Source organism: Geobacillus sp. CCR (assembly GCF_052906625.1).
On the sequence record NZ_JBREBQ010000006.1, the window covers coordinates 87808 to 110198 of the forward strand.

General features: G+C 49.6%; 23 protein-coding genes and 1 pseudogene. 15 read left to right on the top strand and 9 right to left on the bottom strand.

Annotated features, from left to right (window positions below):
* Positions 1–39: 39 nt before the first annotated feature.
* Positions 40–1236: an MFS transporter gene (locus ACVBDQ_RS05050; protein ID WP_062899059.1), complete on the bottom strand. Its 1197-nt coding sequence runs from the start codon at positions 1234–1236 to the stop codon at positions 40–42.
* Between the two features lie 843 nt (positions 1237–2079).
* On the opposite strand from ACVBDQ_RS05050, the gene ACVBDQ_RS05055 reads away from it, so the two are divergent.
* A complete protein-coding gene (locus ACVBDQ_RS05055) occupies positions 2080–2388 on the top strand; it encodes a hypothetical protein (RefSeq protein ID WP_123961348.1) in 309 nt (102 codons plus the stop codon).
* An 827-nt stretch (positions 2389–3215) separates the two neighbouring features.
* Here the strand turns inward: ACVBDQ_RS05055 and ACVBDQ_RS05060 are convergent.
* The 4 genes from ACVBDQ_RS05060 to ACVBDQ_RS05075 all read right to left on the bottom strand — a co-directional run bounded on the left by ACVBDQ_RS05060 (position 3216) and on the right by ACVBDQ_RS05075 (position 4364).
* Positions 3216–3347 carry an IS3 family transposase gene (locus ACVBDQ_RS05060; protein WP_020278481.1) on the bottom strand — a complete coding sequence of 44 codons (132 nt, stop codon included), beginning with the start codon at positions 3345–3347 and terminating at the stop codon, positions 3216–3218.
* A complete protein-coding gene (locus tag ACVBDQ_RS05065; protein ID WP_446663064.1) occupies positions 3323–3679 on the bottom strand; it encodes a DDE-type integrase/transposase/recombinase in 357 nt (118 codons plus the stop codon). The genes ACVBDQ_RS05060 and ACVBDQ_RS05065 overlap by 25 nt, the downstream gene beginning before the upstream one ends.
* The gene (locus tag ACVBDQ_RS05070; RefSeq protein ID WP_353726233.1) at positions 3673–3969 is read right to left on the bottom strand and encodes an IS3 family transposase; all 297 of its coding nucleotides are present in this window, start codon (positions 3967–3969) and stop codon (positions 3673–3675) included. Before ACVBDQ_RS05070 ends, ACVBDQ_RS05065 begins: the two co-directional genes overlap by 7 nt.
* Positions 3970–4037: 68 nt before the next feature.
* The gene (locus tag ACVBDQ_RS05075) at positions 4038–4364 is read right to left on the bottom strand and encodes a transposase (RefSeq protein ID WP_021321315.1); all 327 of its coding nucleotides are present in this window, start codon (positions 4362–4364) and stop codon (positions 4038–4040) included.
* Positions 4365–4496: 132 nt separating this feature from the next.
* On the opposite strand from ACVBDQ_RS05075, the gene ACVBDQ_RS05080 reads away from it, so the two are divergent.
* From ACVBDQ_RS05080 to ACVBDQ_RS05105, 6 genes are all read left to right on the top strand, one after another.
* Positions 4497–4616, top strand: a complete 120-nt coding sequence (locus ACVBDQ_RS05080; protein WP_020278479.1) for a DUF7667 family protein — start codon at positions 4497–4499, stop codon at positions 4614–4616.
* Between the two features lie 512 nt (positions 4617–5128).
* The gene (locus tag ACVBDQ_RS05085; RefSeq protein WP_021321314.1) at positions 5129–6886 is read left to right on the top strand and encodes a stalk domain-containing protein; all 1758 of its coding nucleotides are present in this window, start codon (positions 5129–5131) and stop codon (positions 6884–6886) included.
* Positions 6887–6915: 29 nt separating this feature from the next.
* Positions 6916–7776: a phosphate ABC transporter substrate-binding protein gene (locus tag ACVBDQ_RS05090; RefSeq protein ID WP_021321313.1), complete on the top strand. Its 861-nt coding sequence runs from the start codon at positions 6916–6918 to the stop codon at positions 7774–7776.
* A 75-nt stretch (positions 7777–7851) separates the two neighbouring features.
* A complete protein-coding gene (pstC, locus tag ACVBDQ_RS05095; protein WP_020278669.1) occupies positions 7852–8787 on the top strand; it encodes a phosphate ABC transporter permease subunit PstC in 936 nt (311 codons plus the stop codon).
* The gene (gene pstA / locus ACVBDQ_RS05100) at positions 8784–9677 is read left to right on the top strand and encodes a phosphate ABC transporter permease PstA (RefSeq protein WP_021321312.1); all 894 of its coding nucleotides are present in this window, start codon (positions 8784–8786) and stop codon (positions 9675–9677) included. Before pstC ends, pstA begins: the two co-directional genes overlap by 4 nt.
* A gap of 391 nt (positions 9678–10068) precedes the next feature.
* Complete coding sequence (locus tag ACVBDQ_RS05105; RefSeq protein WP_021321311.1) at positions 10069–11289, top strand: IS110 family transposase; 1221 nt, start codon at positions 10069–10071, stop codon at positions 11287–11289.
* Between the two features lie 220 nt (positions 11290–11509).
* Here ACVBDQ_RS05105 and ACVBDQ_RS05110 read toward each other — a convergent pair whose 3' ends face one another.
* From ACVBDQ_RS05110 to ACVBDQ_RS05120, 3 genes and pseudogenes are all read right to left on the bottom strand, one after another.
* On the bottom strand, positions 11510–11677 hold the full coding sequence (locus ACVBDQ_RS05110; RefSeq protein WP_110107477.1) for a helix-turn-helix transcriptional regulator: 168 nt from the start codon (positions 11675–11677) through the stop codon (positions 11510–11512).
* 18 nt (positions 11678–11695) lie between these two features.
* On the bottom strand, positions 11696–12142 hold the full coding sequence (locus ACVBDQ_RS05115; RefSeq protein ID WP_020278672.1) for a PTS sugar transporter subunit IIA: 447 nt from the start codon (positions 12140–12142) through the stop codon (positions 11696–11698).
* 92 nt (positions 12143–12234) lie between these two features.
* Positions 12235–12519: pseudogene (locus tag ACVBDQ_RS05120) on the bottom strand (isocitrate/isopropylmalate family dehydrogenase); the annotation flags it as partial.
* A 195-nt stretch (positions 12520–12714) separates the two neighbouring features.
* Between ACVBDQ_RS05120 and ACVBDQ_RS05125 the strand changes: the two are divergent.
* The 5 genes from ACVBDQ_RS05125 (at position 12715) to ACVBDQ_RS05145 (ending at position 17888) form a co-directional block, all read left to right on the top strand.
* Positions 12715–13950: a PucR family transcriptional regulator gene (locus ACVBDQ_RS05125; RefSeq protein WP_446663065.1), complete on the top strand. Its 1236-nt coding sequence runs from the start codon at positions 12715–12717 to the stop codon at positions 13948–13950.
* A 117-nt stretch (positions 13951–14067) separates the two neighbouring features.
* Positions 14068–15201 carry an alanine dehydrogenase gene (gene ald, locus ACVBDQ_RS05130; protein ID WP_062899064.1) on the top strand — a complete coding sequence of 378 codons (1134 nt, stop codon included), beginning with the start codon at positions 14068–14070 and terminating at the stop codon, positions 15199–15201.
* A 211-nt stretch (positions 15202–15412) separates the two neighbouring features.
* A complete protein-coding gene (locus ACVBDQ_RS05135) occupies positions 15413–16012 on the top strand; it encodes a Uma2 family endonuclease (RefSeq protein ID WP_318549859.1) in 600 nt (199 codons plus the stop codon).
* Positions 16013–16057: 45 nt separating this feature from the next.
* Complete coding sequence (gene pdxK / locus ACVBDQ_RS05140; protein WP_062899066.1) at positions 16058–16873, top strand: pyridoxine/pyridoxal/pyridoxamine kinase; 816 nt, start codon at positions 16058–16060, stop codon at positions 16871–16873.
* 154 nt (positions 16874–17027) lie between these two features.
* On the top strand, positions 17028–17888 hold the full coding sequence (locus tag ACVBDQ_RS05145) for a carbon-nitrogen hydrolase family protein (RefSeq protein ID WP_446663066.1): 861 nt from the start codon (positions 17028–17030) through the stop codon (positions 17886–17888).
* Between the two features lie 318 nt (positions 17889–18206).
* Here ACVBDQ_RS05145 and putP read toward each other — a convergent pair whose 3' ends face one another.
* Entirely contained in the window at positions 18207–19664 is a 1458-nt protein-coding gene (gene putP, locus ACVBDQ_RS05150; protein ID WP_011232916.1) for a sodium/proline symporter PutP, read from the bottom strand.
* A gap of 407 nt (positions 19665–20071) precedes the next feature.
* On the opposite strand from putP, the gene ACVBDQ_RS05155 reads away from it, so the two are divergent.
* The 3 genes from ACVBDQ_RS05155 (at position 20072) to ACVBDQ_RS05165 (ending at position 22338) form a co-directional block, all read left to right on the top strand.
* Positions 20072–20893 carry a basic amino acid ABC transporter substrate-binding protein gene (locus tag ACVBDQ_RS05155; RefSeq protein ID WP_011232917.1) on the top strand — a complete coding sequence of 274 codons (822 nt, stop codon included), beginning with the start codon at positions 20072–20074 and terminating at the stop codon, positions 20891–20893.
* Positions 20894–20962: 69 nt separating this feature from the next.
* Complete coding sequence (locus ACVBDQ_RS05160) at positions 20963–21619, top strand: amino acid ABC transporter permease (protein WP_011232918.1); 657 nt, start codon at positions 20963–20965, stop codon at positions 21617–21619.
* On the top strand, positions 21616–22338 hold the full coding sequence (locus ACVBDQ_RS05165) for an amino acid ABC transporter ATP-binding protein (RefSeq protein ID WP_011232919.1): 723 nt from the start codon (positions 21616–21618) through the stop codon (positions 22336–22338). The genes ACVBDQ_RS05160 and ACVBDQ_RS05165 overlap by 4 nt, the downstream gene beginning before the upstream one ends.
* Positions 22339–22391 lie beyond the last annotated feature (53 nt).

Sequence of the window (22391 nt, forward strand, 5' to 3'; positions counted from 1 at the left end):
GAGATCTGTCTTAGAGAATGTCCCTTACAACGATTTTCCTCATGCAAGCTCCTGCTGCTTCGTCTCGCTGCCCAACACCGCGACCGCCAAAACGGCGACAAGGACCGATAGACAAAACAGCGTGAAAATGGCCGTCACCGACACCCCTTGGGCGACAAGCGAACCGACCAACAGCGGGCCGAAAATGCCGCCGATGCGGCCAAACGCCGCCGCCATGCCGGCGCCGGTCGCACGAATCGACGTCGGATACTGCTCCGGCGTATACGCATACAGCGCTCCCCAAGCGCCGAGGTTGAAAAACGACAAGAAAATGCCGGATGCCATCAGCCCGACGAGCGACTCGGCCGTGCCGAAAAAGTAAGCGCTCAATGCTGTGCCAAGCAAGTACGTGACCAAGACAAATTTCCGCCCCGCCCGCTCGATCAGCCATGCGGCGCTGAAATAGCCGGGCAATTGCGCCAGCGTCATGATGAGCACATATTCAAAGCTTTTAATTAAACTAAACCCTTTCATCACCATAACGCTCGGCAGCCATAAAAACATGCCGTAATACGAAAAGACGACGCAAAACCAAAGCAACCAAAGCATAACCGTCTCTTTCCGATGGGGAGCGGACCATACTTTGACGATATTGCTCCACACCGTCTCCTCTTTTTGCGCGGCCGCAAACCGCGGCGAATCAGGCAGACGGAGGCGCAAATAGATCGCATACAGCGCCGGGATCGCCGCCAGCCATAACGCCGTCCGCCAGCCGTAAGCCGGTATGACGAAATACGAGATGAGCGCCGCCAACAGCCAGCCGCCCGCCCAAAAGCTCTCGAGCAGCACGACAACCCGTCCGCGGTCTTTAGCCGGCACCGCCTCCGAAACGAGCGTCGACGCGACCGGCAGCTCACCGCCAAGCCCCATGCCGATCAAAAAGCGGAACGCCAAAAACGCCGCCAACGTCGTCGTGAGCGCCGACAGCCCACTGCCGACCGAGAACAATAACAACGTCAAAATAAAGACGTTTTTTCGACCGATCCGGTCCGCAAGCAATCCGAACACGAGCGCCCCGACCGCCATGCCGATCGAGTTGACGCTGCCGATCCAGCCGACTTGCCCGGCCGTCAAGTTCCAATCTTTTTGCAAGGCGGCCATCAAAAACGACAACATGCCGACATCCATCGCGTCAAACAGCCAACCGAGACCGGCAATGCTTAACAGCTTGCGCTGGGAAATCGTCGGTTCGTTCATGTGTATCCTCCTGTCATTATTAATGTCAAGACATATTCATTATAAAAGAAAACCGTTGGCCTGTGCACTATACGGTTGATAATTTTTGCGAAAAATCAGCTCGAAGCCTTGAATAACAGGATCAAACACCAACATCGCGATCCAGCCATCGTTCCATGGCTGGAACAAAAAGTTCGGCTAAAATCAGCTGCCATGCTTTTCATGATAGACGCCAGTACAACCTTTTGATAAAGCATCAAATCCTTTCTTCGTTCCCTTATTCATGATGTTGATTTCGACCTCACATTTCGCACCCTTCCGACAAAAATCGGGAGGATTTTTTCGTTCAAATGTCGAATAAATCCTTGACACACAAGGAAGTATTCTGCAGGGATTGAGCATGGATGAGAGCATTTACGTATAACGTGATACGAAATGACCATAGATTGTAAAAAAAGATTTTCATCACTCGTTGTGTTGGTCGGAAAGTTGTTCTAAAAAACGAAACAAAAAATCCTTTCTTTCAACCCTGTTAGGGTACGAAATGTGAGTACTAATATAGGTTATATGAACTTTTTGTGAACGACAAATTGCGACATACTTTTACTTTTTTAACCTTTTATAGTATTCATTGAAATAAATAAACCGATAAAGGTAGCGTCAAAAGTTCTATGAAAACTCCACACAGATCATCCCATTGAGCATCGTGGGGCATGCGGAGGGCCGGATTCGCCGATAAAAGGGAGGGGGAATTTATGAAGCTGTCTATGAAGTTGTTCAAAAGAATTTTATCTCCTGTTTTAGCTCTGTCTGTTTTGGCGGTAGCAGTACCTACCTTCTGTTTTTGCCGCAGAGACAAACACGGTGTCACAACTCACCCCTTCTGTGGCGAAGGTCAACACAGTGTCGCCAAAGGTAGAAACACAGGGTATCAAAACTGCAGCTCTCAAGAAAGCGGTATTGACGTTAGCAGACATGCTGGAATCGCAAGCCATTAAAAAATTGCTCGACTTTGTTGAGGACTACGGCAGTAAAAAGGTAGCAGATACTATCAGGGAATATACCGATAATATTACTGATACCTTGCGGACTATAGCTTCTTGGAAAGACCTTTCTATCCAAATCATTCAAGATCAAGTTAGCGGGCGTTATATGATCTGGGAGTACCACTGAGTACAGCGAGACAGGTTGGTTGGGTCATTTCAAAATTCGTAGACTGGGTATTACTATAGTACAAGGAGGGTGCTATGAACGAGGAAAGAATCAAGGATCTTGAAGCAAAATTGAGTCTATATACATGCAACGAAAAAGTTTAACATATCATTGACGGAAAAGTCGCTTATCCACTTTTCGACTGGCGGTGACCGAACAATCACCCGCTTCGCAGCCCCATGCATGGTTCCGGAAGCGGCATTGTTCGCTCGCCCGACAGTCGATCCAATCGCTCTGTAAAAACTACAAATGTTAAAGATTCAAATTGCACCTATATAGCCACCGACGCAATTACGTTACTCTTAGATATGGTGAACAAGGAGCACAAAAGCTTTGCGATTCTGGCCTTAGCCACTGGCTTTACTGCCGACGAGTTGGAACGCCTGGAAAAGCTGTTTTATCACGCTGGCAAATCACAGTGGGACAAGGACACATTTGTCGCAGAGTTCGAGAAGCAGCTTCCCAAAAGAAGTGCAATGTTGAGAAGCATTTTGGAAGGGCTAAAGTCAGATGGAAAGTTCGTATCGTTATGCGAGAAGTATTTGGATTGACAGAAAAAACCCGCCCATGTCGATGAACATATCCCTGTCAAGTAGACAGTATGAAAAACGCCCACCTTCTTCAGCTGCTTGCAGGATAGTTGAATGAGGGGAAGCTGTCAAGGAAAGCACTTGACAACTTCCCCTTCATTCAACTTTAACGGTTGGTAAGCTGAAGAAGGAGTCCATATCATCCGTTCGTCTGCTAAGCTACCTTGGTGGTTCGATATTCGACAGGACTGAGGTAGCCTAATTTTTTTGAAAACGCTCATGATTATAAAAATGCATATACCGGTCTATGGCCAGAATCACTTCCTCGTCCGTTCGAAAGGTGCGAAGGTCCATCACTTCAGATTTCAAATGTCCAAAAAAGTTTTCCATGCAGCATTGTCTAAACAATTCCCTTTTCTGGACATACTAGGGATAATGTGATGATCCTTAAGCAGTTTATGGTATTGACGAGATGTGTATGGCGAGCCTTGGTCACTGTGGAGAATGACTCCTCGCACATCTCGTTTTTTTATGGCCTCTTTTACGGTATCAATCACTAATTCCAAATTATTAGAATGACTGATGCGATACGCAATGATTTCATTGTTGTACAAATCTTTAATGGCCGAAAGATATAAATATTTTCCTTGAAACGGCAAATACGTAATATCCGTCACCCATTTTTGATTGGCCTCGGTCACTGTAAAATCGCGGTTCAACACGTTCGAAACAACGATATTCTCCGTGCTTTTTTATACTTTCTCTTTTTTTGCCGGATTTTTGCTCTAATCCCCAATTCTTTCATTAGTCGGTAGACTCTTTTATGATTCACTACCTTCCCATATTTCCGTTGAAGCCACGCTTTCACACGATAATACCCGTAGATCCCGTTGACCTCTTGATGGCATTCCAAGATCATTCGCTTTACCATCTCATCTTCTTTTTGCTTCTCCGTCATCATTCCCCGTCGGTTTAACCATTTATAGTAACCACCCCTTGTGACTCCTGCCATTTCACATAGTAAGGAAATGGGGTATGTCACGGATAACTCTTGGATGATCTGAAATCGTTCTTCCGGTTTCACCTCCTTGCGAGGGATCGCAACTTTTTTAAATATTCATTCTCTGCTTTCAGTCTCCGATTTTCTTCTTCCAGACGTAACTTCTTTTTTCTTGGTCCTCCCTTTAGCGGGGACTTGGATTTTCCGCGCCGTTCTTCCAGTCCGTCAAGACCTGTCTCATCGTAATTTTTCACCCAAAGCCTGATAGTTTTGGTGCTAGGAATTCCTAATTCTTTGCATACACGCTTATATCCGTATCCCTCTTCTATGTACATCTTGACAGCCTTTAGCTTAAATTCCGGTGAATACGTGGTTTTTCCTTTTCGTGTTTTTTTCATTTCGAACATAAAAATAATCCCTCCAGTGTTTTTGTTTACAGTATGGGCTTTTTCCCAACTGTCTACACTAGAGGGATAATATCACGAAGGCGGGTTTATTTTTCTTCAAAACATCCAAATCTTCACCAAACGATTCTGTCAATGTCAAGAGAGTATGGGGAGATCGCGAAACTCAAAAAACTGTCGCTGCTGGCCGGCATGACCGGCGACGTTGGGTGGCAGCATAAGTTGTGCGCGAGGCTGAAAAAATTGTCGAGATGAAAAAATGACTACATTTTTTCCGGTTGATCCGGCTCCAGTAGCAGCATGACGAGTACAACCAAACACACAACAGCCGCACTTTGTTTGACAGGCGCTAGTGCATCTTTTGGCCAACCTCAAATCTGTTCTTCTTTCCTTTTCCGTGAAAATCCCGTCAGCCAGCGGTGATTTTCATCCCCGGGTGGAGGGCAGATCGTGTTGCCCATGGAACTTTTCCGTGATGTTGTTCATTTTAGCCTATAACAATCGCTTTGCTTAAAAGGGCTGGAGCTTCCATTCATTCCTCATCATATTGGAACTAGAAATGCGTTGCATAGCGAAATTAACACAAAAGGCACAAAATATTAATACACTTTAAATAAAACAAAATATTCATTTTACACTTTTCTCATATAATCGTTTATGCTTAGGAAAAATTTCTTAAATCCTTTGAATGGAAAGGAGGATCGCCTTCCATCGAACAATGAAACCAACTTCTCATGCAAAAGGAAAAATAGAAAGGAGAGGCTCTCGTGAAAAAAATCATTGCCGGAACTGTCATGGCAACAGCTTTGCTAGCGGCTTCCACCTCATCATGGACAACGCTCGATGGACATGCCTATGCCGCAGTGGAGAAGAATACATCCGCATCTCACTATATTGTCAATGTCAACGGCAAATTGATGACGGTCCGTTCGCTCCATCGTTCGGGAACTGTTTTATTGGCGGGGAGCGATATGGCCAAGCTGTTTTCAGCCGATTATCGGTATGATCAAAAACACCAATATTATGAAATTCGACGCACATCTCCCAACGTACGGATCGTGCTTCAGATAGGGAAAAAAGCGGCATTGGTGAACGGCAAATCCGTTTCATTGTCTGTCGCCCCACAGCGTTTTGGTCAAGAACTGTATGTCGATGCCAAGCAAATCGCCGCTCTCTTAGGTGGACAATGGAAAGCAGAAGCTGGCGTCTCCATCGTGTCGACATCCGGCAGCTTGCGCCCATTTCGCGAGACATGGCAAGTGAACGGCTCCACAGCCACGATTCACGGTCTCGTGTTAGGACAAACATCTTTTTATTCCGTCAATGATGTTGCCGCTGCTTTTGGCGCTACTGTGCACGTTGACAAAAAAACGAGCATGGTTAAGGTGGAAAAAGGCAACCGGACAATTCTCTTCCACCCGTTTAGTTATGTATTGAACGCCGGCGGCAAAAAAACCTCCTTGCCAACCGCGCCATTCATTCAAAACGGGGTGCCGTACATCAATCTGTCCGCCATCGTCTATGCACTAGGGGGAGATATCGAGGAGGAAGATCGATTTATCGCCACGTCTGGTTTCATCAAAGGAACGAGCATCAATCCACAATGGATCGATCAAAATACATTGCTCATCAGCCGGCCGGATGAAGCCTCTTCACTGCTTTTGGACATTCGCTCGCGAACGGCCATCCGTTCCATCAATGAAATGGATCTTACGTTATCACATGATGGAAAAAAAGCTGCTTACGTCGATGAAAACGGTCATTTGTTTGTCATAGACTTCGTTTCCAACACGGTCCAACAAATCGGAGAAGACGATGAGGTCAAAACCGATCTCGTTTGGTCCAGCGATGGCCGCTCACTCTATTGCATTTACGGCAGCAACAATGAGGCGGTCGCGGTCGTTGCCTTAGACAATGGAACCGTCACCAAGCTCATTGATGACAAAGTGAAGTACAAAACAGATCTTCGTCTTTCTTCCGATGGAACAAAGTTATTATACACAGTAGCGAATGAAGGGAAAACGAATTACACGGACGATCAAAAAACCGATGTCGATTCCATTGATACAAGCGGAACCGATCCGCAGCTGATTCTTGTCGACCTGTCTTCACCAACAAAACAGCCGACACCATTAACTTCGTCGCCAGACAATAAGGTTGACAGCGCGTTTCTATCAAACCATGACATCGTATATGTAAGCGCAACGGATGATGAAATGAGTCCGCCATCATTGAAAGTGATTCGAAACGGAGTAGAACAAACATTGCTTGATAAGCAGAACATCATTGACATGGCGGTTGTCAAAAGCCGCATTTACGTTGTTGTTGAAGCAAATGACCTTTACACAATCCGCTGCTTCGATCCATCTACCAAATCGTGGACAACAATGGGAAGTACGAAAAATGAAATCACCTCGATTGCGCCATCACCATATGACGATCAAATTGCGGTAACGATGGCGACCGACGGTGGAGAAAAAGTATCGCTTCTTCGCCATGGTGCATGGATTAATCTTACAAAATGACAATTAAACATGATGATGGAGGGAGATTTATGAAACGCAGCACATTATGGAAAAGAGTCATTTCTGCTGTTCTTTCATCCACGTTGTTGCTCGGAGCAGCCTTCGCCACCGAGCATCGCGCCGATGCCGCTGAAGTATCTGGAAAAATTGTGATCGCCGGCTCCACAGCTTTGTTGCCGTTAACTCAACAAGCGGCAAAAGAATTTAAAAAGAGCCATCCAAAAGTCAAAATTGTGGTTTCCGGCTCTTCTTCCATCGCCGGTCCGCAGTCTGTCACAAAAGGAGTCGCCACCATCGGAGCATGCGACTGGGATGCCACCAAAGCGGTCGGAGGGTTCCCCGCTTATAAAGGATTAAAAGCATACAAAATTGCCAAAATTCCGTTCGCTGTCATTGTCAACAAAGACAATCCCATCAGCAACCTGTCCGTCGAACAAATCCAAGACATTTATGAAGGAAAAATCAAAAATTGGAAACAATTAGGCGGAAAAGATGAAGAAATCGTCGTCATCAACCGAGCCAAAGGATCTGGAACACGCGTCAATTTTGAAGACAAAATCATGGACGGCCATACTATCAAAACGACAGGAGATAACTATAAAGAAGTGCAAAAATCAGGGGATATGGTGAATGCCGTTGCGTCGAATCCAAACGCCATTGGATTTGTTGATTTGGCGTATGTGAAAGGCGGAATTAAAGCCGTCAGCATCAACGGTGTCAAAGCAACCACAGCTAATGCCGCCAGCGGCAAATACATCTTTTACGGCTATGGATACTTACTGACCAAAGGGGAAGCCAAAGGCGCGGACAAAGCTTTTATCGATTATATTTTAAGCAAAAAGTTCCAAAATGGCTCTTTGAAAAAATTAAAATTCATTCCCGTGAAATAACGACCTCTTTTCAGCCTCTCCTTATATTGGCGGAGAGGCTGATTTTCCGTTCGATGAAAGAAAGGGGAAAGGAAAATGGAAAAGCTGTCTCCTGATTGGACTGAGGCCACCCACTTGTTGACTGCTCAACGTCAACGCTGGATCACAAAATATAGGTCCGACCGCCTGTTTCGTTTTTTTTGCTTAACGAGCATCGTATTTCTGATTGTCGTATTGGGCGCCATCGTTCTATTCGTCAGCAAAACAGGCCTTCTCGTGTTTCGAGATATATCTCCGTCGGAATTTTTCTTTTCCTCCCGATGGGATCCGGAACATCATCGATACGGCGCTGCCGTCTTTATCACCGGAACGCTATATTTAATGTTCGTGACGCTGTTGATGGCCACACCGATTTCCATTTTGACAGCCATATTTATTGCGGAGATGGCCCCTCCCCGGCTTCAACAATGGCTTCGGACGTTGCTTGATTTATTGGTCGGCATTCCATCCATTGTTTACGGGTATTTGGGAGCCACCCTGCTCGTTCCATGGATTCGTAAGCTTACGGGTGCTCCAGTGGGAGATGGAATTCTTGCGGCAGCGATCGTGCTATCGATGATGATCTTGCCTACCATCACCCGCATCACCGACGATGCGCTTTGCGCGGTTCCCAACGAATGGCGGGAGGCCAACTATGCCCTTGGAGGAACCAAAATAGAAATGATTGCAAAAGTGTTGCTTCCTGCCGCCAAATCTGGGATTGCGGCTGCTGTCATCCTCGGTATGGCACGCGCCATTGGCGAAACAATGGCCGTGGTGATGGTCATCGGCAACGTGGCGCAATGGGGATTTGATTTGGTCACGCCATCAAGTGTATTGACCAGCCATATCGTGATGCAAATTTTAAACGTCGATTTTCAATCAACAACCAACCATGCCCTTTATATGATGGCGCTTTTGCTGCTTTTCATCTCAATTTCTTTAATTATGATTATTCGCCGCTTGCGGCTGAAAGGAGGACCGTCATCATGAACAATCAAGCCCTTGGCCTTCATGGAAAAATGAGTCGGCTCCGTATCCGTCGTCTCATGAATCGACTCGTACTGGGTATGATCAGCATCATTTCCGCAACCGTCTTTTTTATCATCTTATCCCTTCTTTATATAATCGTGCGAAAAGGGTTGTCGGACATTGACATCCATTTCCTCATTGGACTGCCCGAAGAAATCGACGCTGGAGGAGGAGTTGGACCGTTCTTATGGAACTCGATTTACATTCTCGTGTTATCATTGCTTTTGTCGTTGCCCATCGGAATTGGAGCCGGTATTTTTTTAGCGGAATACGCCCCAAACAACCGAATCATGGAATGGGTGAGGGCGGCCATTGAAAGCTTGGCATCTGTCCCGTCGATTGTGTTTGGTCTATTCGGTTACGCCTTGTTTGTGGAATACTTTCAAATCGGCGTGACCATTTTAGGAGCATCCATCACATTAGCATTGCTCAATCTACCAGTTTTAGCCCGCGTCTCCGAAGAAGCGATCACGGCGGTTCCCTCCGCTTGGAGGGAAGCCTCCTTCGCTTTAGGCGCAACCAAAGCACAGACCATTGTCAAAACGGTGCTCCCTGCCGCCATGAAAGGCATCTTGACCGGCATCAGCCTTGTCGCATGCCGAGCATTTGGCGAATCCGCCATCATTTTGCTAGTCGGTGGGACATCGTCATCTGGCGAGATGTGGGATTTCCATCTCCTTTCCGAAGGCGCGACTCTTCCGGTCCATTTGTGGTACATTCAATCTGAAGCGCTTGTGGCCGATGCGCAGCAAATTGCCCAAAAAACATCCGCCCTCCTTGTGTTGCTAGTGCTGTTCCTTAGCTTTATCATTCGTTTTCCGCTATGGCTTAGCCAGCGGAAAAAGCGATAATGAAGGGGCTGACCCAAAAGGCCGTCTGTCTTCAGGATAGACTCCCTTGACCCAAAATTTCGTCACCATCGGAGGGATGAAAATATCCCTATGTTGAACGCTGCCACTTTACGCATTTTGGAGTTCGGGTATTTTGAGGATAGACTCCCATGACAAAAAAATTTCGTCACCATCGGAAGGATGAAAACAACCTTCTGTCGAATGGTCTCCTTGCAGCTGGGGTCATGAGGTCGTTGTATCTATGGTACGTAAAAGTCCGAAGGATAGACAGACCCCAGTAGTCTGGTGCACCACGGAATGTCGCTCCCTTGAGGGAAGCACGCAGGATAGAATGCTTGAACAAAGGCTGCTGCACCAGCTGTTTTTGAGAACGAAGCAGGGAGGAAGACCGATGCGCGTCTTGTATGAACGCTGTTGCGGATTGGACGTGCATAAGCAATCGATTACGGCTTGCGCCCTTACCCCTGAAGGAAAAGAGATTCGCACGTTTGGTACGCTGACCGACGATCTCGAGGAGTTGGTGGATTGGCTGAAAGAAAAAAAGGTGACGCACGTTGCCATGGAGTCGACGGGCGTATATTGGAAGCCGGTGTATAATCTCCTCGAAGCAGAGCCGATCGAAGTGCTTGTCGTCAATGCCCAACACATCAAAGCGGTTCCCGGGCGAAAGACCGATGTCAAAGATGCTGAATGGATCGCGGACTTGCTTCGCCATGGATTGCTAAAAGGGAGTTACATCCCTCATCGGGCTCAGCGGGAGCTCCGGGAACTGGTCCGTTATCGGCGCAGTTTGATCGAGGAACGGGCACGGGAGCTCAACCGCATCCAAAAAGTGCTGGAAGGAGCCAATATCAAGCTTTCTTCGGTCGTATCCGACATCAACGGGATGTCGGCCCGGCTCATCATTCGCGCCCTTATCGAAGGAAAGGACGATCCGGCGGCCCTCGCCCAACTCGCCAAAGGGCGGCTGAAACAAAAAACGGAAGAGCTCCGGCGCGCATTGAAAGGAGTGATGGGGCCGCATCAACGCATGATGCTGGCCGAGCAATGGCGTCATGTGGAGTATTTAGATGAAGCGATTGCCCGGTTGGATCGGGAAATCGAGGAACGAACGAGCCCTTTTCATGAAGCGCTGGAGCTCATCGATACGATCCCGGGAGTGGGGCGGCAAAGCGCGGAACAAATTGCAGCGGAAATCGGGACGGATATGAGCCGGTTCCCTACCGCCGCGCACTTGGCCTCATGGGCCGGAATGGCTCCCGGGAATCATGAGAGTGCAGGGAAACGGTTGTCAGGTCGAACGAGGAAAGGGAACAAGAAGCTGAGGTCGTGCCTCGTGGAATGCGCCCGTGCCGCCGCCCGAACGAAGAACACGTACCTATCGGCCAAGTATCATCGGATCGCCAAACGAAGAGGAGCGAATCGAGCGAGTGTCGCGGTCGGGAGAACGATTTTAGAAATGATCTATTATATCTTAACTCGAAAGGAACCGTATAGAGAGTTGGGAGCCGACTACTGGGATCGGCAGCAAGAAGCGCGCATCGTGCGTCAAACGGTGAAACGATTAGAGGGGTTAGGGTACGAAGTGAAACTAGAAAAAACGAGTGCATAGCACTTATTAACCATATATATACTGAAATACCTTCCTTTGGAATCCGATTCCGAAGGCTAGGTGGGCTCCGTTTTTTGTCTTAAATGGTGTTTTCAGGATAGACACAAAATATAGTGTGGAAGAAATAGTCATCGTGCATATATAGAAACGAAAGGGGGTGTCTCGATCCTTTTGGGACACCCTCTTCATTAATGATCTCCTTAAATATATAGGTAATATGTTATGATTTAAAACATCCGTATTTTTTAACAGAGAGATTTTTTTCACCACCATCATGACGAACTGTCCGATCGCTTATTCCTAATTGCTTTGCCATCCACTCATCTGGAATGAGATCCTTGCTGTGAGCTAAAAATGATAAGATCTCTTTTTGTCGTTTTGTAAACATACATCCCCCTCACCGCCCTTATTTCATGTTGACATGAAATAAGACCGTCTCGCCTTTTTTGGCTGATGCCTCGGCCTCTCTCTCGAGGCTTTCGAGGGCGTCGCCGTTCGTGATGATGATCGGCGTCACCGCGCTTTTCGCTTTCTCGCGCACAAGCGGCAAGTCGACAGAAAGAAGCCGATCACCCCGTTTCACTCGGTCGCCGGCTCTGACATAGGCAGTGAATCCTTCCCCGTTCATTGACACGGTGTCGATGCCGACATGGATGAGCAGCTCCACACCCGCTTCCGAACGCAAGCCGATGGCGTGTTTCGTCGGAAAGAGCTGGATGATTTCACCATCGCCCATCATGTTTTGCGCAAACACCGGATCCGGCACGTCTTCAAGCCGCATGATCGTCCCGTCAAGCGGCGCGGTGATCGTCTCTTCCTTCGGCTGTTGCTTGCCAAACCATTTTTTGAACAATGGGCGTCATCCTTTCTGTTCAGTTCGTCTGACAACAAGTATACCTGAACAGAAGGAAACTGCAAACGGTGCCGCTTGCCCTTTTGAACAGGTCAGGCTTGCTCACGCAGACGCCGGCAAATTTCTTCCACCACTTCCTTCGTCGTCGCCGTGCCGCCAAGATCCGGCGTTTTGATGCCGTCAGAGGTGACATCCTCGATCTCTTGCAACAAGAGGGCGCCGAGCTCTTCTTCAACGAAATGGTCAGACATCAACTTCGCCGTCTAAATTTGCCCGATCGGATCGGCGATACCTTTGCCGTAAATATCCGGCGCCGAACCGTGCACCGGTTCAAACATCGACGGATATTTGCCGTTGACGTTCGTGTTCGCCACGGGAACGGCTTTCTTGCCAATTCCGTCGCTGGGAATGACGGCAATGTCCCATTTTTTCATTCTTGGGAGAATTCCTTCTTTCCTTCCTTGGACAGAAAGCGCAGCCATTCCTTTCTTTCATCATACAATAACGGTGGTGGATTCACATTTATGATAAAATGAAACTACAAATCATATGGACGATGCGAGGGAGTCAATATGTCTTATGATACCGACCCGTTCCGCGGCGAATTTGACAGCCTTGAAGAGTTTGCCGACCGCGTCAGCGACGTGCTGAAATGCCCGGTGACGATCGAAGACGCGAGCCATCGGCTCATCGCCTACAGCGCCCATGATGATTACACCGACCCGGCGCGGACGGCGACGATCATCAGCCGGCGCGTTCCGGAAAAAGTGATCAACAGCTTATGGAAACAAGGCGCCATCCCGGCGCTGCTCAAAAGCCGCGAACCGGTGCGCGTGCCGCCGATTCCAGACGTGGGCCTCGGCAGCCGCGTCGCTGTCTCGATCTGGAAAAACGATGAGGTGATCGGCTTCATCTGGGTGCTCGAAACAAACCGGACGCTTTCGCCCGAGGAGATGGAATGGCTGAAGCTGGCGGCAAAAGCGGCGAAAAACAAAGTGCTGCAGCTGTATATGCGCAAAAACAAAAAAGAAGAGCGGGTGCAAGAGCTGTTTTGGAAGCTGCTCACCGGCCACATTGCGCGTGAAGATGACATCCGCGCTCATCTCGCCGCGATGCAAATCCCGACCGCACCGCAGTTTGCCATTGTCGTTTTCCGCTTTGCCGCCGATTTGACCGCCGAAATGGAGCGGCAAATTTCCTACTTATTGCAAACAACCCAGCAACTCCCGCTCCTTCTTTATACGACCGACGGCCGCGATGTGATTTTGCTTGGGGCGCCCAAAACCGACCAGCCGCTCAAAGAGCTGAATGCATTCATCGAGTCGTTCGCCGCCAAAATGAAAGAACGATTTCACATCCACGATGTGCAGTGCGGGTTTGGCGGCGTGTACGGCGCCTATCGCCTCATTGAAAAAAGCTACCGCGAAGCGCTCGCCGTCCTGGCGCTGAAAGAAAAGCTCGGCGATGAAATCAAGTCGGTTTACGGCTATGCCCAGCTTGGCATTTACCAATTTTTTGATTTTTTGCTTGAACAAAAGCGGCAAGGGGAATGGACCAACCCAGCGTTAACGAAGCTGCAATCGTACGACCAGAAACACCACAGCGACTTGGTCAAAACGTTTGAAACGTTTTTTGACCATAACGAAAACGCGCAAGAAACCGCCGACGTCCTCAACGTTCACCCGAACACGCTTGCTTATCGGCTCAAGCGGATTGCCGACATTGCTGAGCTTGATCTCAATGACATGAATCAAAAAATCAAATTATACATTGATATTAAATTAGCGAAATACGAAGCGCGCGGTTGAATTTGTGGAAATCCACAAAAACCGGGCGCTTCTTTCTCTTTTTTGAACAATGCCCGGCCCGTTCCGTCTCTTTTATACTATAAGTAAGGCCACTTCTGACGAGGAGGAACGATATCCATGATTATTGGAGTGCCAAAGGAAATCAAAAATAACGAAAACCGTGTCGCTATTACGCCGGCTGGCGTTTTGTCATTCGTTCAGGCAGGACATACGGTTCTGATTGAGAAAGAGGCAGGGGTTGGAAGCGGTTTCAGCGACAGCGATTACGCCCGTGCCGGAGCACAAATCATCGAGCGGGCGGAAGATGTTTGGGCGCAAGCCGATATGGTGATGAAAGTGAAAGAGCCGCTGCCAAGCGAATACGGCTATTTCCGCCCAGGTCTCATTTTGTTCACCTATTTGCATTTGGCCGCCGACCCGGAGTTGACACGCGCCTTAAAAGAAAGCGGCGTCATCGCCATTGCCTATGAGACGGTGCAAGTCGGCCGCACGCTGCCGCTGTTGACACCGATGAGCGAAGTCGCCGGACGGATGGCGGCGCAAATTGGAGCGCAATTTTTAGAAAAACCGTACGGCGGCAAAGGCATTTTGCTTGGCGGCGTCCCAGGCGTCGCCCGCGGCAAAGTGACGATCATCGGCGGCGGAGTCGTCGGCACGAACGCAGCGAAAGTCGCCGTCGGCCTCGGGGCAGATGTCACGATTATCGACTTGAACGCGGATCGCCTGCGCGAGCTTGACGACATTTTCGGCAACCAAATTACGACGCTCATGTCCAACCCGATGAACATTGCCGAGGCGGTCGCAGAGGCCGACCTTGTCATCGGCGCTGTCCTCATCCCAGGGGCGCGGGCGCCGAAGCTCGTCACCGAGGATATGGTGAAAGCGATGAAACCGGGTTCGGTCATCGTCGATGTCGCCATCGACCAAGGGGGCATTGTCGAGACGAGCGACCACGTCACAACACATGACAACCCGACGTACGTCAAACACGGCGTCGTCCATTATGCGGTCGCCAACATGCCTGGAGCCGTTCCGCGCACCTCGACGATCGCCTTGACGAACGTCACCATGCCATACGCCTTGCAAATTGCCAATAAAGGCGTCATCCAAGCCATTACAGACAACCCGGCGCTTGAGCTTGGCGTCAACGTCGCCAACGGCGAAATTACGTACGAAGCGGTCGCCCGCGACCTCGGTTACCGCTACGTCCCTGTCCGCGAAGCGCTCGGCAAAACGCTGGCTGCCAACTAACCGTGATGGACGTAGGCGGCAACGCGCGCTGTCGGCCGCCTGTTCATCACTTCCCATTCTTATCATAGATCGCCCGCTCATAGCGGGCGGCTTTTTTTATCGTCCTAACCCGACAAGGCCGCCATTTCTGCAAGTGAGCGTAGGCGGCTGGAGTATGTCACCCGTTGCGTTATGCCAAATCATTTTCGTTCGGCAAAGCGGCCAGTGTATAATGAAAATAGAAAGCTGGAAAGAAGGTGATTTCGTGAACGTTCCGGGAAAACAGGCGGTATCGCTTGAAGAATTTTATCGCATGCGGGAAACAACCGACCGCGTTTTAGAATACATTGATGGCGCTGTGTTGATGTCTCCCTCCCCTTCGACCCAGCACCAACGCATATCGGGACGGCTGCACGTCCAACTGTTCCATTTTTTAGAAGGAAAGCCGTATGAAGTGTTTCATGCCCCGTTTGATATCGAACTAAAGAACGAACGAATCGAAGGCAAGAAAATTGTCGTCCCTGATTTAACCGTGATCTGTGATCCAAGTGGATTAACGGATACAAAATTTGTCGGCGTCCCAACGCTGATCATCGAGATTTTAAGCCCTTCCAACCAGGCGTATGATCTCGTGTTCAAATTGAACTTGTATATGCAATACGGAGTCGGTGAATATTGGATCGTGAACCCTATGCACTCTGTTGTGCAAATCTACTCGCTCAATGACGACGGACAATATGAACAAGCCGGCGTCTGGAAAGAAACCGGCATGGCATGTTCGCGCGCGCTTGACGGTTTTTCTGTTGATGTAGAACAACTATTTCGTCCTTGAGGGCGGCTTCATGGTATAATCTTGTAGAACAAAGGAGTGATGACGATGACAATGCCAAAAGCATTAACGATCGCCGGGTCGGACAGCAGCGGCGGCGCCGGACTGCAGGCGGACTTGAAAACGTTCCAAGAGCTTGGCGTTTACGGAATGACGGCGATCACGACAATCGTCGCCATGGACCCGCACAACCAGTGGGCGCATCAAGTGTTTCCGGTGGACTTAGCGACGATCGAAGCCCAGCTTGAGACGATCATCGTCGGCGTTGGCGTCGACGCCTTCAAAACGGGGATGCTGCCGACGACGGACATCATTGAACTGACCGCGCGGACGATTGAAAAACATGGTTTGAAAAATGCGGTCGTCGATCCAGTTATGGTGTGCAAAGGGGCGGATGAGCCGCTCCACCCGGAAAATACGGTTTGCTACCGGGAAACGCTCGTGCCAAAAGCGATGGTCGTGACGCCAAACTTGTTCGAAGCAGCGCAGCTTTCCGGCTTGCCGCGCATTGAAACGATCGAGGACATGAAGGAAGCGGCCGGGCGCATTCATGAACTCGGGGCCCAATATGTCATCGTCAAAGGCGGGCGGAAAATTCCGCATGACTATGCGGTTGACGTCCTTTACGACGGCAAAACGTTTGAACTCCTCGAATCGGAGCGGATTGACACGACGTATACGCACGGAGCAGGCTGCACGTTCTCGGCGGCCATCGCCGCCGAACTGGCGAAAGGCCGGCCGGTGAAAGACGCCATTGCGACGGCAAAAGCGTTCATCACCACCGCCATCCGCCACTCGTTCCCGCTCAACGAATACGTCGGGCCCACACATCACGGTGCGTACCGCCGCTACGGCGAACAATAATAGACAAGACCTCGTCCTTGTCTTTTTCCGCAACTCCCCTCCTTGAAATAGGAAGGGAGCGGGGCCTGCGCATATCGAAAAATCAAATGCCTCCAAACGGTTTGCATGGTGCTAAAATAGATGCCATATGGAAATAGAAAGGAAGGTGCCGCCATTGCGCGTCTCGGCTGTCCAATATCATCTTCACACCATCCGTTCGTTTGACGAGTTTGCCGCGCAAGTGACGCATTACGTCAAAACGGCGCAAGAGTTTGACGCCGAGTTCGTCTTGTTCCCAGAATTTTTCACGACCCAATTGCTTTCCATTCCACTTGATGACGGACGGCAAGCAACGATTGATGACTTGCCGAATTATACCGAAAAATACACTGAGCTGTTTGTGTCGCTCGCCAAAGACACCGGCATGTATTTGATCGGCGGCACGCATGTCATCCGCCAAAACGGCAAGCTGTACAATGTCGCTCATTTATTCACGCCGGATGGGCACATCCATCAGCAGGCGAAATTGCACATCACCCCGACGGAAGTGAACGAGTGGAATATCGCTCCAGGCGACGGCGTGCATGTGTTTGAAACGGACAAAGCGACGATCGCCATTTTGACGTGCTATGACATCGAGTTTCCGGAAATCGTTCGTATGGCGCGCGCCAAAGGGGCAGATGTCATCTTCTGTCCGTCGTGCACCGATGACCGGCACGGGTTTTACCGCGTACGGTATTGCTGCCACGCGCGGGCGGTCGAAAACGAAGTGTATGTCGTCACAACCGGCACGGTCGGCTCGCTTCCAACGGTCGACTTTATGCGCGCCAACTTCGGCCAGGCGGCCGTCATCACGCCAAACGACATCCCGTTCCCGCAGGGCGGCGTCCTTGCGGCGGGCGAGATCAACAGCGACATGGTCATTACCGCTGACCTTGACTTGTCGCTCCTTCGCAAAGTGCGGGAAAAAGGATCGGTCGCGACATGGCGCGACCGGCGCACTGATCTGTATCCAGACTGGAACACGATGGCGTAACAGCGGCGGCCCTTCGCCCCGCCTCCGGGCGGAGGTGCCAAGGGGGGGCTGCGGCCGGACTAAAAGGGTGCGGCGCCGCGACATGTGTTGGCATCCGAACCAAAGCAGGGTGCGGCACCCCTTTGCCTCGTCTTAAAGCTGATCATGGCGACACCGCCTCAACACTGCCATCGCCCAGCCGAAACAGCATAGCGACGCGGCGACACGGTAAGGCGGTCGGGCGAATTGCGAGGCCGCAACAACGCCTATATGATGAAGGACAAAATGCCGATCATGACAACAGGGTGTCCCCACCGAGGAACACCCTGTTCATTTCGCTTATGACAGCGACTTCTTAAACTGATCAAACTGTTCCGCCACTTTCCCTTCCGGCGCTTTTGTCAACAGGCTCACGACGACAATAGCGGCGAGGCTCGCGGCGAAGCCCGGAATCATCTCATACAACAGCCCTTTCAAATACTCCGACTGCGTCCACAAAATGACCGTTGCCGCCCCGGCGACCATGCCGGCGAGCGCCCCCCATTTCGTCATCCGCCGCCAGCATAAGCTAAGCAAAATGACGGGGCCAAACGATGCGCCAAACCCAGCCCACGCATAGCCGACCAAGTTTAAAATGGTGTCGTTTTTCGTATACGCCAGCGCTGTCGCGACAATGGCGACAAGGAGCACCGACAAACGCCCGACGAAGACAAGCTCCTTATCCGAAGCCGCGCGGCGGAACACGACTTTATACAAGTCTTCGGTCAGCGAGCTCGACGTGACGAGCAACTGTGACGAGATCGTGCTCATAATCGCCGCTAAAATCGCCGCCAGCAAAAACCCAGTAATAATCGGATGGAACAAAATGTGTCCGAGTTGAATAAACACCGTTTCCGGATCATCAAGCTTCATGCCGCGCTGCGAAAAGTAAGCGATTCCAAAAAGACCGGTCAACATCGCCCCGACAACCGAGAAAATCATCCAACCCATGCCGATGCGCCGGGCGCTTTTCATTTCTTTCACCGACTTAATGGCCATAAAGCGGACGATAATGTGCGGCTGGCCGAAATACCCAAGCCCCCAGGCGAATAATGAAATGATGCCAAGAAAACTTGTTCCTTTCCATATATTCAACAAGTTGGGATCGATGTCGCGAATCGTCTCCATCGTATCCACCGGCCCGCCTGTATGGAACAGCGTCACGACCGGCACTAAAATCAACGCGATGAACATAATCGTCCCTTGGACAAAGTCCGTCCAGCTGACGGCCAAAAAGCCGCCAAACAGCGTGTAGGCGACAACAACACCGCCGACGATCCACAATCCCGTATGGTAGCTAACACCAAATGAGTTTTCAAACAGAACGCCCCCCGAAACGAGGCCGGACGAGACATAAAACGTAAAAAAGACCATAATGACAATCCCAGATGCCATCCGCAACAATTTCGACGCATCGCCGAAACGGTTTTCCAAAAACTCCGGAATCGTAATCGAGTCGTTCGCTACTTCCGTATAGACGCGCAAGCGCGGCGCGACAAACAACCAGTTTGCATAAGCGCCAAGCGTCAAGCCGATGACGATCCAGGCGGCGCTCACCCCATCGACATACATCGCCCCCGGCAGCCCCATGAGCAGCCAGCCGCTCATGTCGGAAGCCCCGGCGCTGAGCGCCGTCACCGCCGGTCCGAGCGTCCGGCCGCCAAGCATATAATCGGACAAATTGGACGTCCGTTTATACGCCCAATAGCCAATCCAAAGCATGCCGACTAAATACACAATGACGGAAAATAAAACCATATGGACTCTCCTTCCTCTACTGTCTTGTCACCACTTTCATCATAACGAAATTGATAGTATTTACACAATAGTATTTATTTTTCCATACCGCTATAATAAACAAATTGACAAAACCTTTGCCAACTCTACCCTCTTTCTGGTATAATATTCTGTAAATTCAAAATCAATCGTTTATGTCTTTTTATACATAAAAAATTATTTTATAAAAATGCACACGAAATGATATTAGCCATATGCCCTTCAGTTAATGTGGCGAAAAACATTGAAAAATGCGCCTTTTCCCCATTTATACGGCAGTACCAAAATGTTCAAACAATTATTTTTATAAAACCTATTGCATAATAACAAAAATATTGATAGTATGATAATCGTTCATCGACAATGATTCCAAAGGGGGATTTTATAGGATGTTAAAAATGAAGAAAGGTTTGATCGTAGCGGTCGTTGCTGCGTTGTTTATGGCGCTCGCCGCTTGTGGCAAGTCGACAGAAACAAGCTCTCCGTCAGGCGCTGAAAAAGAAGGGAAGCAAAAAATCACCGTCGGGACGGACGCGGCGTTTGCGCCATTTGAATATATGCAAAAAGGAAAAATTGTTGGGTTTGACGCCGACCTTTTGGATGCGGTGATGAAAGAAGCCGGCTTGGATTATGAATTAAAAAACATCGGCTGGGATCCGCTGTTCGCTTCGCTGCAAAGCAAAGAAATCGACATGGGCATTTCCGGCATTACGATTACGGACGAGCGGAAACAATCTTATGATTTCTCAGCTCCGTACTTTGAAGCAACACAAGTCATCTTAGTCAAACAAGGCAGCCCGGTGAAAAACGCCCTTGACTTAAAAGGGAAAACGATCGGCGTTCAAAACGCGACAACCGGTCAAGAAGCTGCGGAGAAGCTATTTGGCAAAGGCGATCATATTAAAAAATTCGAAACGAGTGTTGTTGCCATTATGGAACTGCTAAACGGCGGTGTTGATGCTGTCATCACGGACAACGCGGTGGCAAACGAATACGTGAAAAACAATCCGGACAAAAAATTGCAAGTCATTGAAGATCCACAAAACTTCGCTTCGGAATACTACGGCATGATCTTCCCGAAAGACAGCGAATTGAAAGCCAAAGTGGACGAAGCATTGCAAAAAGTGATCGACAGCGGCAAATATGCAGAGATTTACAAAAAATGGTTTGGCAAAGAACCGAATATGGAAGGCTTAAAACAACAACAATAAGCGCACGAACATAGAAAAATGCGTAACTACTAGCAAGTTACGCATTTTTCTTAGAGAAAGGTGAGATCGATGGATTTTCGTTTTGATATTATTGTTGAATACGCCCCTTACTTTTGGCAAGGGCTGCTCGTAACGATCGGCGTATCATTAGCCGGCATCGTGTTCGGCCTCATTCTCGGCCTGTTCATCGGCCTTGGCAAAATGTCGTCCAACCCGATTATTCGTTTGCCGTTTTCGTGGTACATTAACTTTTTCCGCGGTACGCCGCTTGTCGTGCAAATTTTGCTCGTCCATTTCGGCGCCATGCCGCTCTTTTTCGCCCAGCCAAATGCCGTCGCTTCCCTGGCCGTCTCGCTGTCGCTCAACTCGGCCGCGTATGTGGCCGAGATTTTCCGCGCCGGCATCCAGTCGATCGACAAAGGGCAAATGGAAGCGGCCCGCTCGCTTGGGATGACGCATGCGCAGGCGATGCGCTACATTATTTTGCCGCAGGCGTTAAAGCGAATGATTCCGCCGTTTGCGAACGAGTTTATCGTCTTAATTAAAGATTCGTCGCTTGGGATGGTCATCGCCGCCCCGGAAATCATGTATTGGGGGAAAGCGGCCGCGGGTGAGTATTACCGCGTTTGGGAGCCGTATTTAACAGTGGCGTTCATCTATTTGCTCTTAACGCTTTCGTTAAGCAAACTGTCACACTATCTTGAAAGGAAGTATTCGACCCAATGATTGACGTACGCCAGCTGAAAAAATCGTTCGGTTCGCTCCAAGTTTTAAAAGGAATCGATGTCCATATTCGCGAAGGAGAAGTCGTGGTCGTCATCGGCCCATCGGGGTCGGGAAAATCGACGTTTTTACGCTGTTTAAACTTGCTTGAGGATTTCGATGAAGGTGAAATTATTATTGACGGCATTAATTTAAAGGCGAAAGACACGAACTTAAATAAAGTGCGGGAAGAAGTCGGAATGGTGTTCCAGCGCTTTAACTTGTTTCCGCATATGACGGTGCTGAACAATATCACGCTGGCACCGATGAAAGTGCGGAAATGGCCGCGTGAAAAAGCGGAAGCGAAGGCGATGGAGCTGCTCGCCAAAGTCGGGCTGCAAGACAAAGCGCACGTCTACCCGGACTCCCTCTCCGGTGGGCAGGCGCAGCGCGTCGCCATCGCCCGGGCATTGGCCATGGAACCGAAAATCATGCTGTTTGACGAGCCGACGTCAGCGCTTGACCCGGAAATGGTCGGGGAAGTGCTCTCGGTCATGAAGCAGCTGGCCAATGAAGGGATGACGATGGTCGTCGTCACCCACGAGATGGGCTTTGCCCGTGAAGTCGGCGACCGCGTCCTGTTTATGGACGGCGGCTACATTGTCGAGGAAGGGAAGCCGGAAGACTTGTTCGACCACCCGCAGCATGAGCGGACGAAAGCGTTTTTATCAAAAGTGCTGTAAAACGTCGTCTTGCCTGTTTGAGGCAAGACGACTTTTTTAGGCACATATCATGC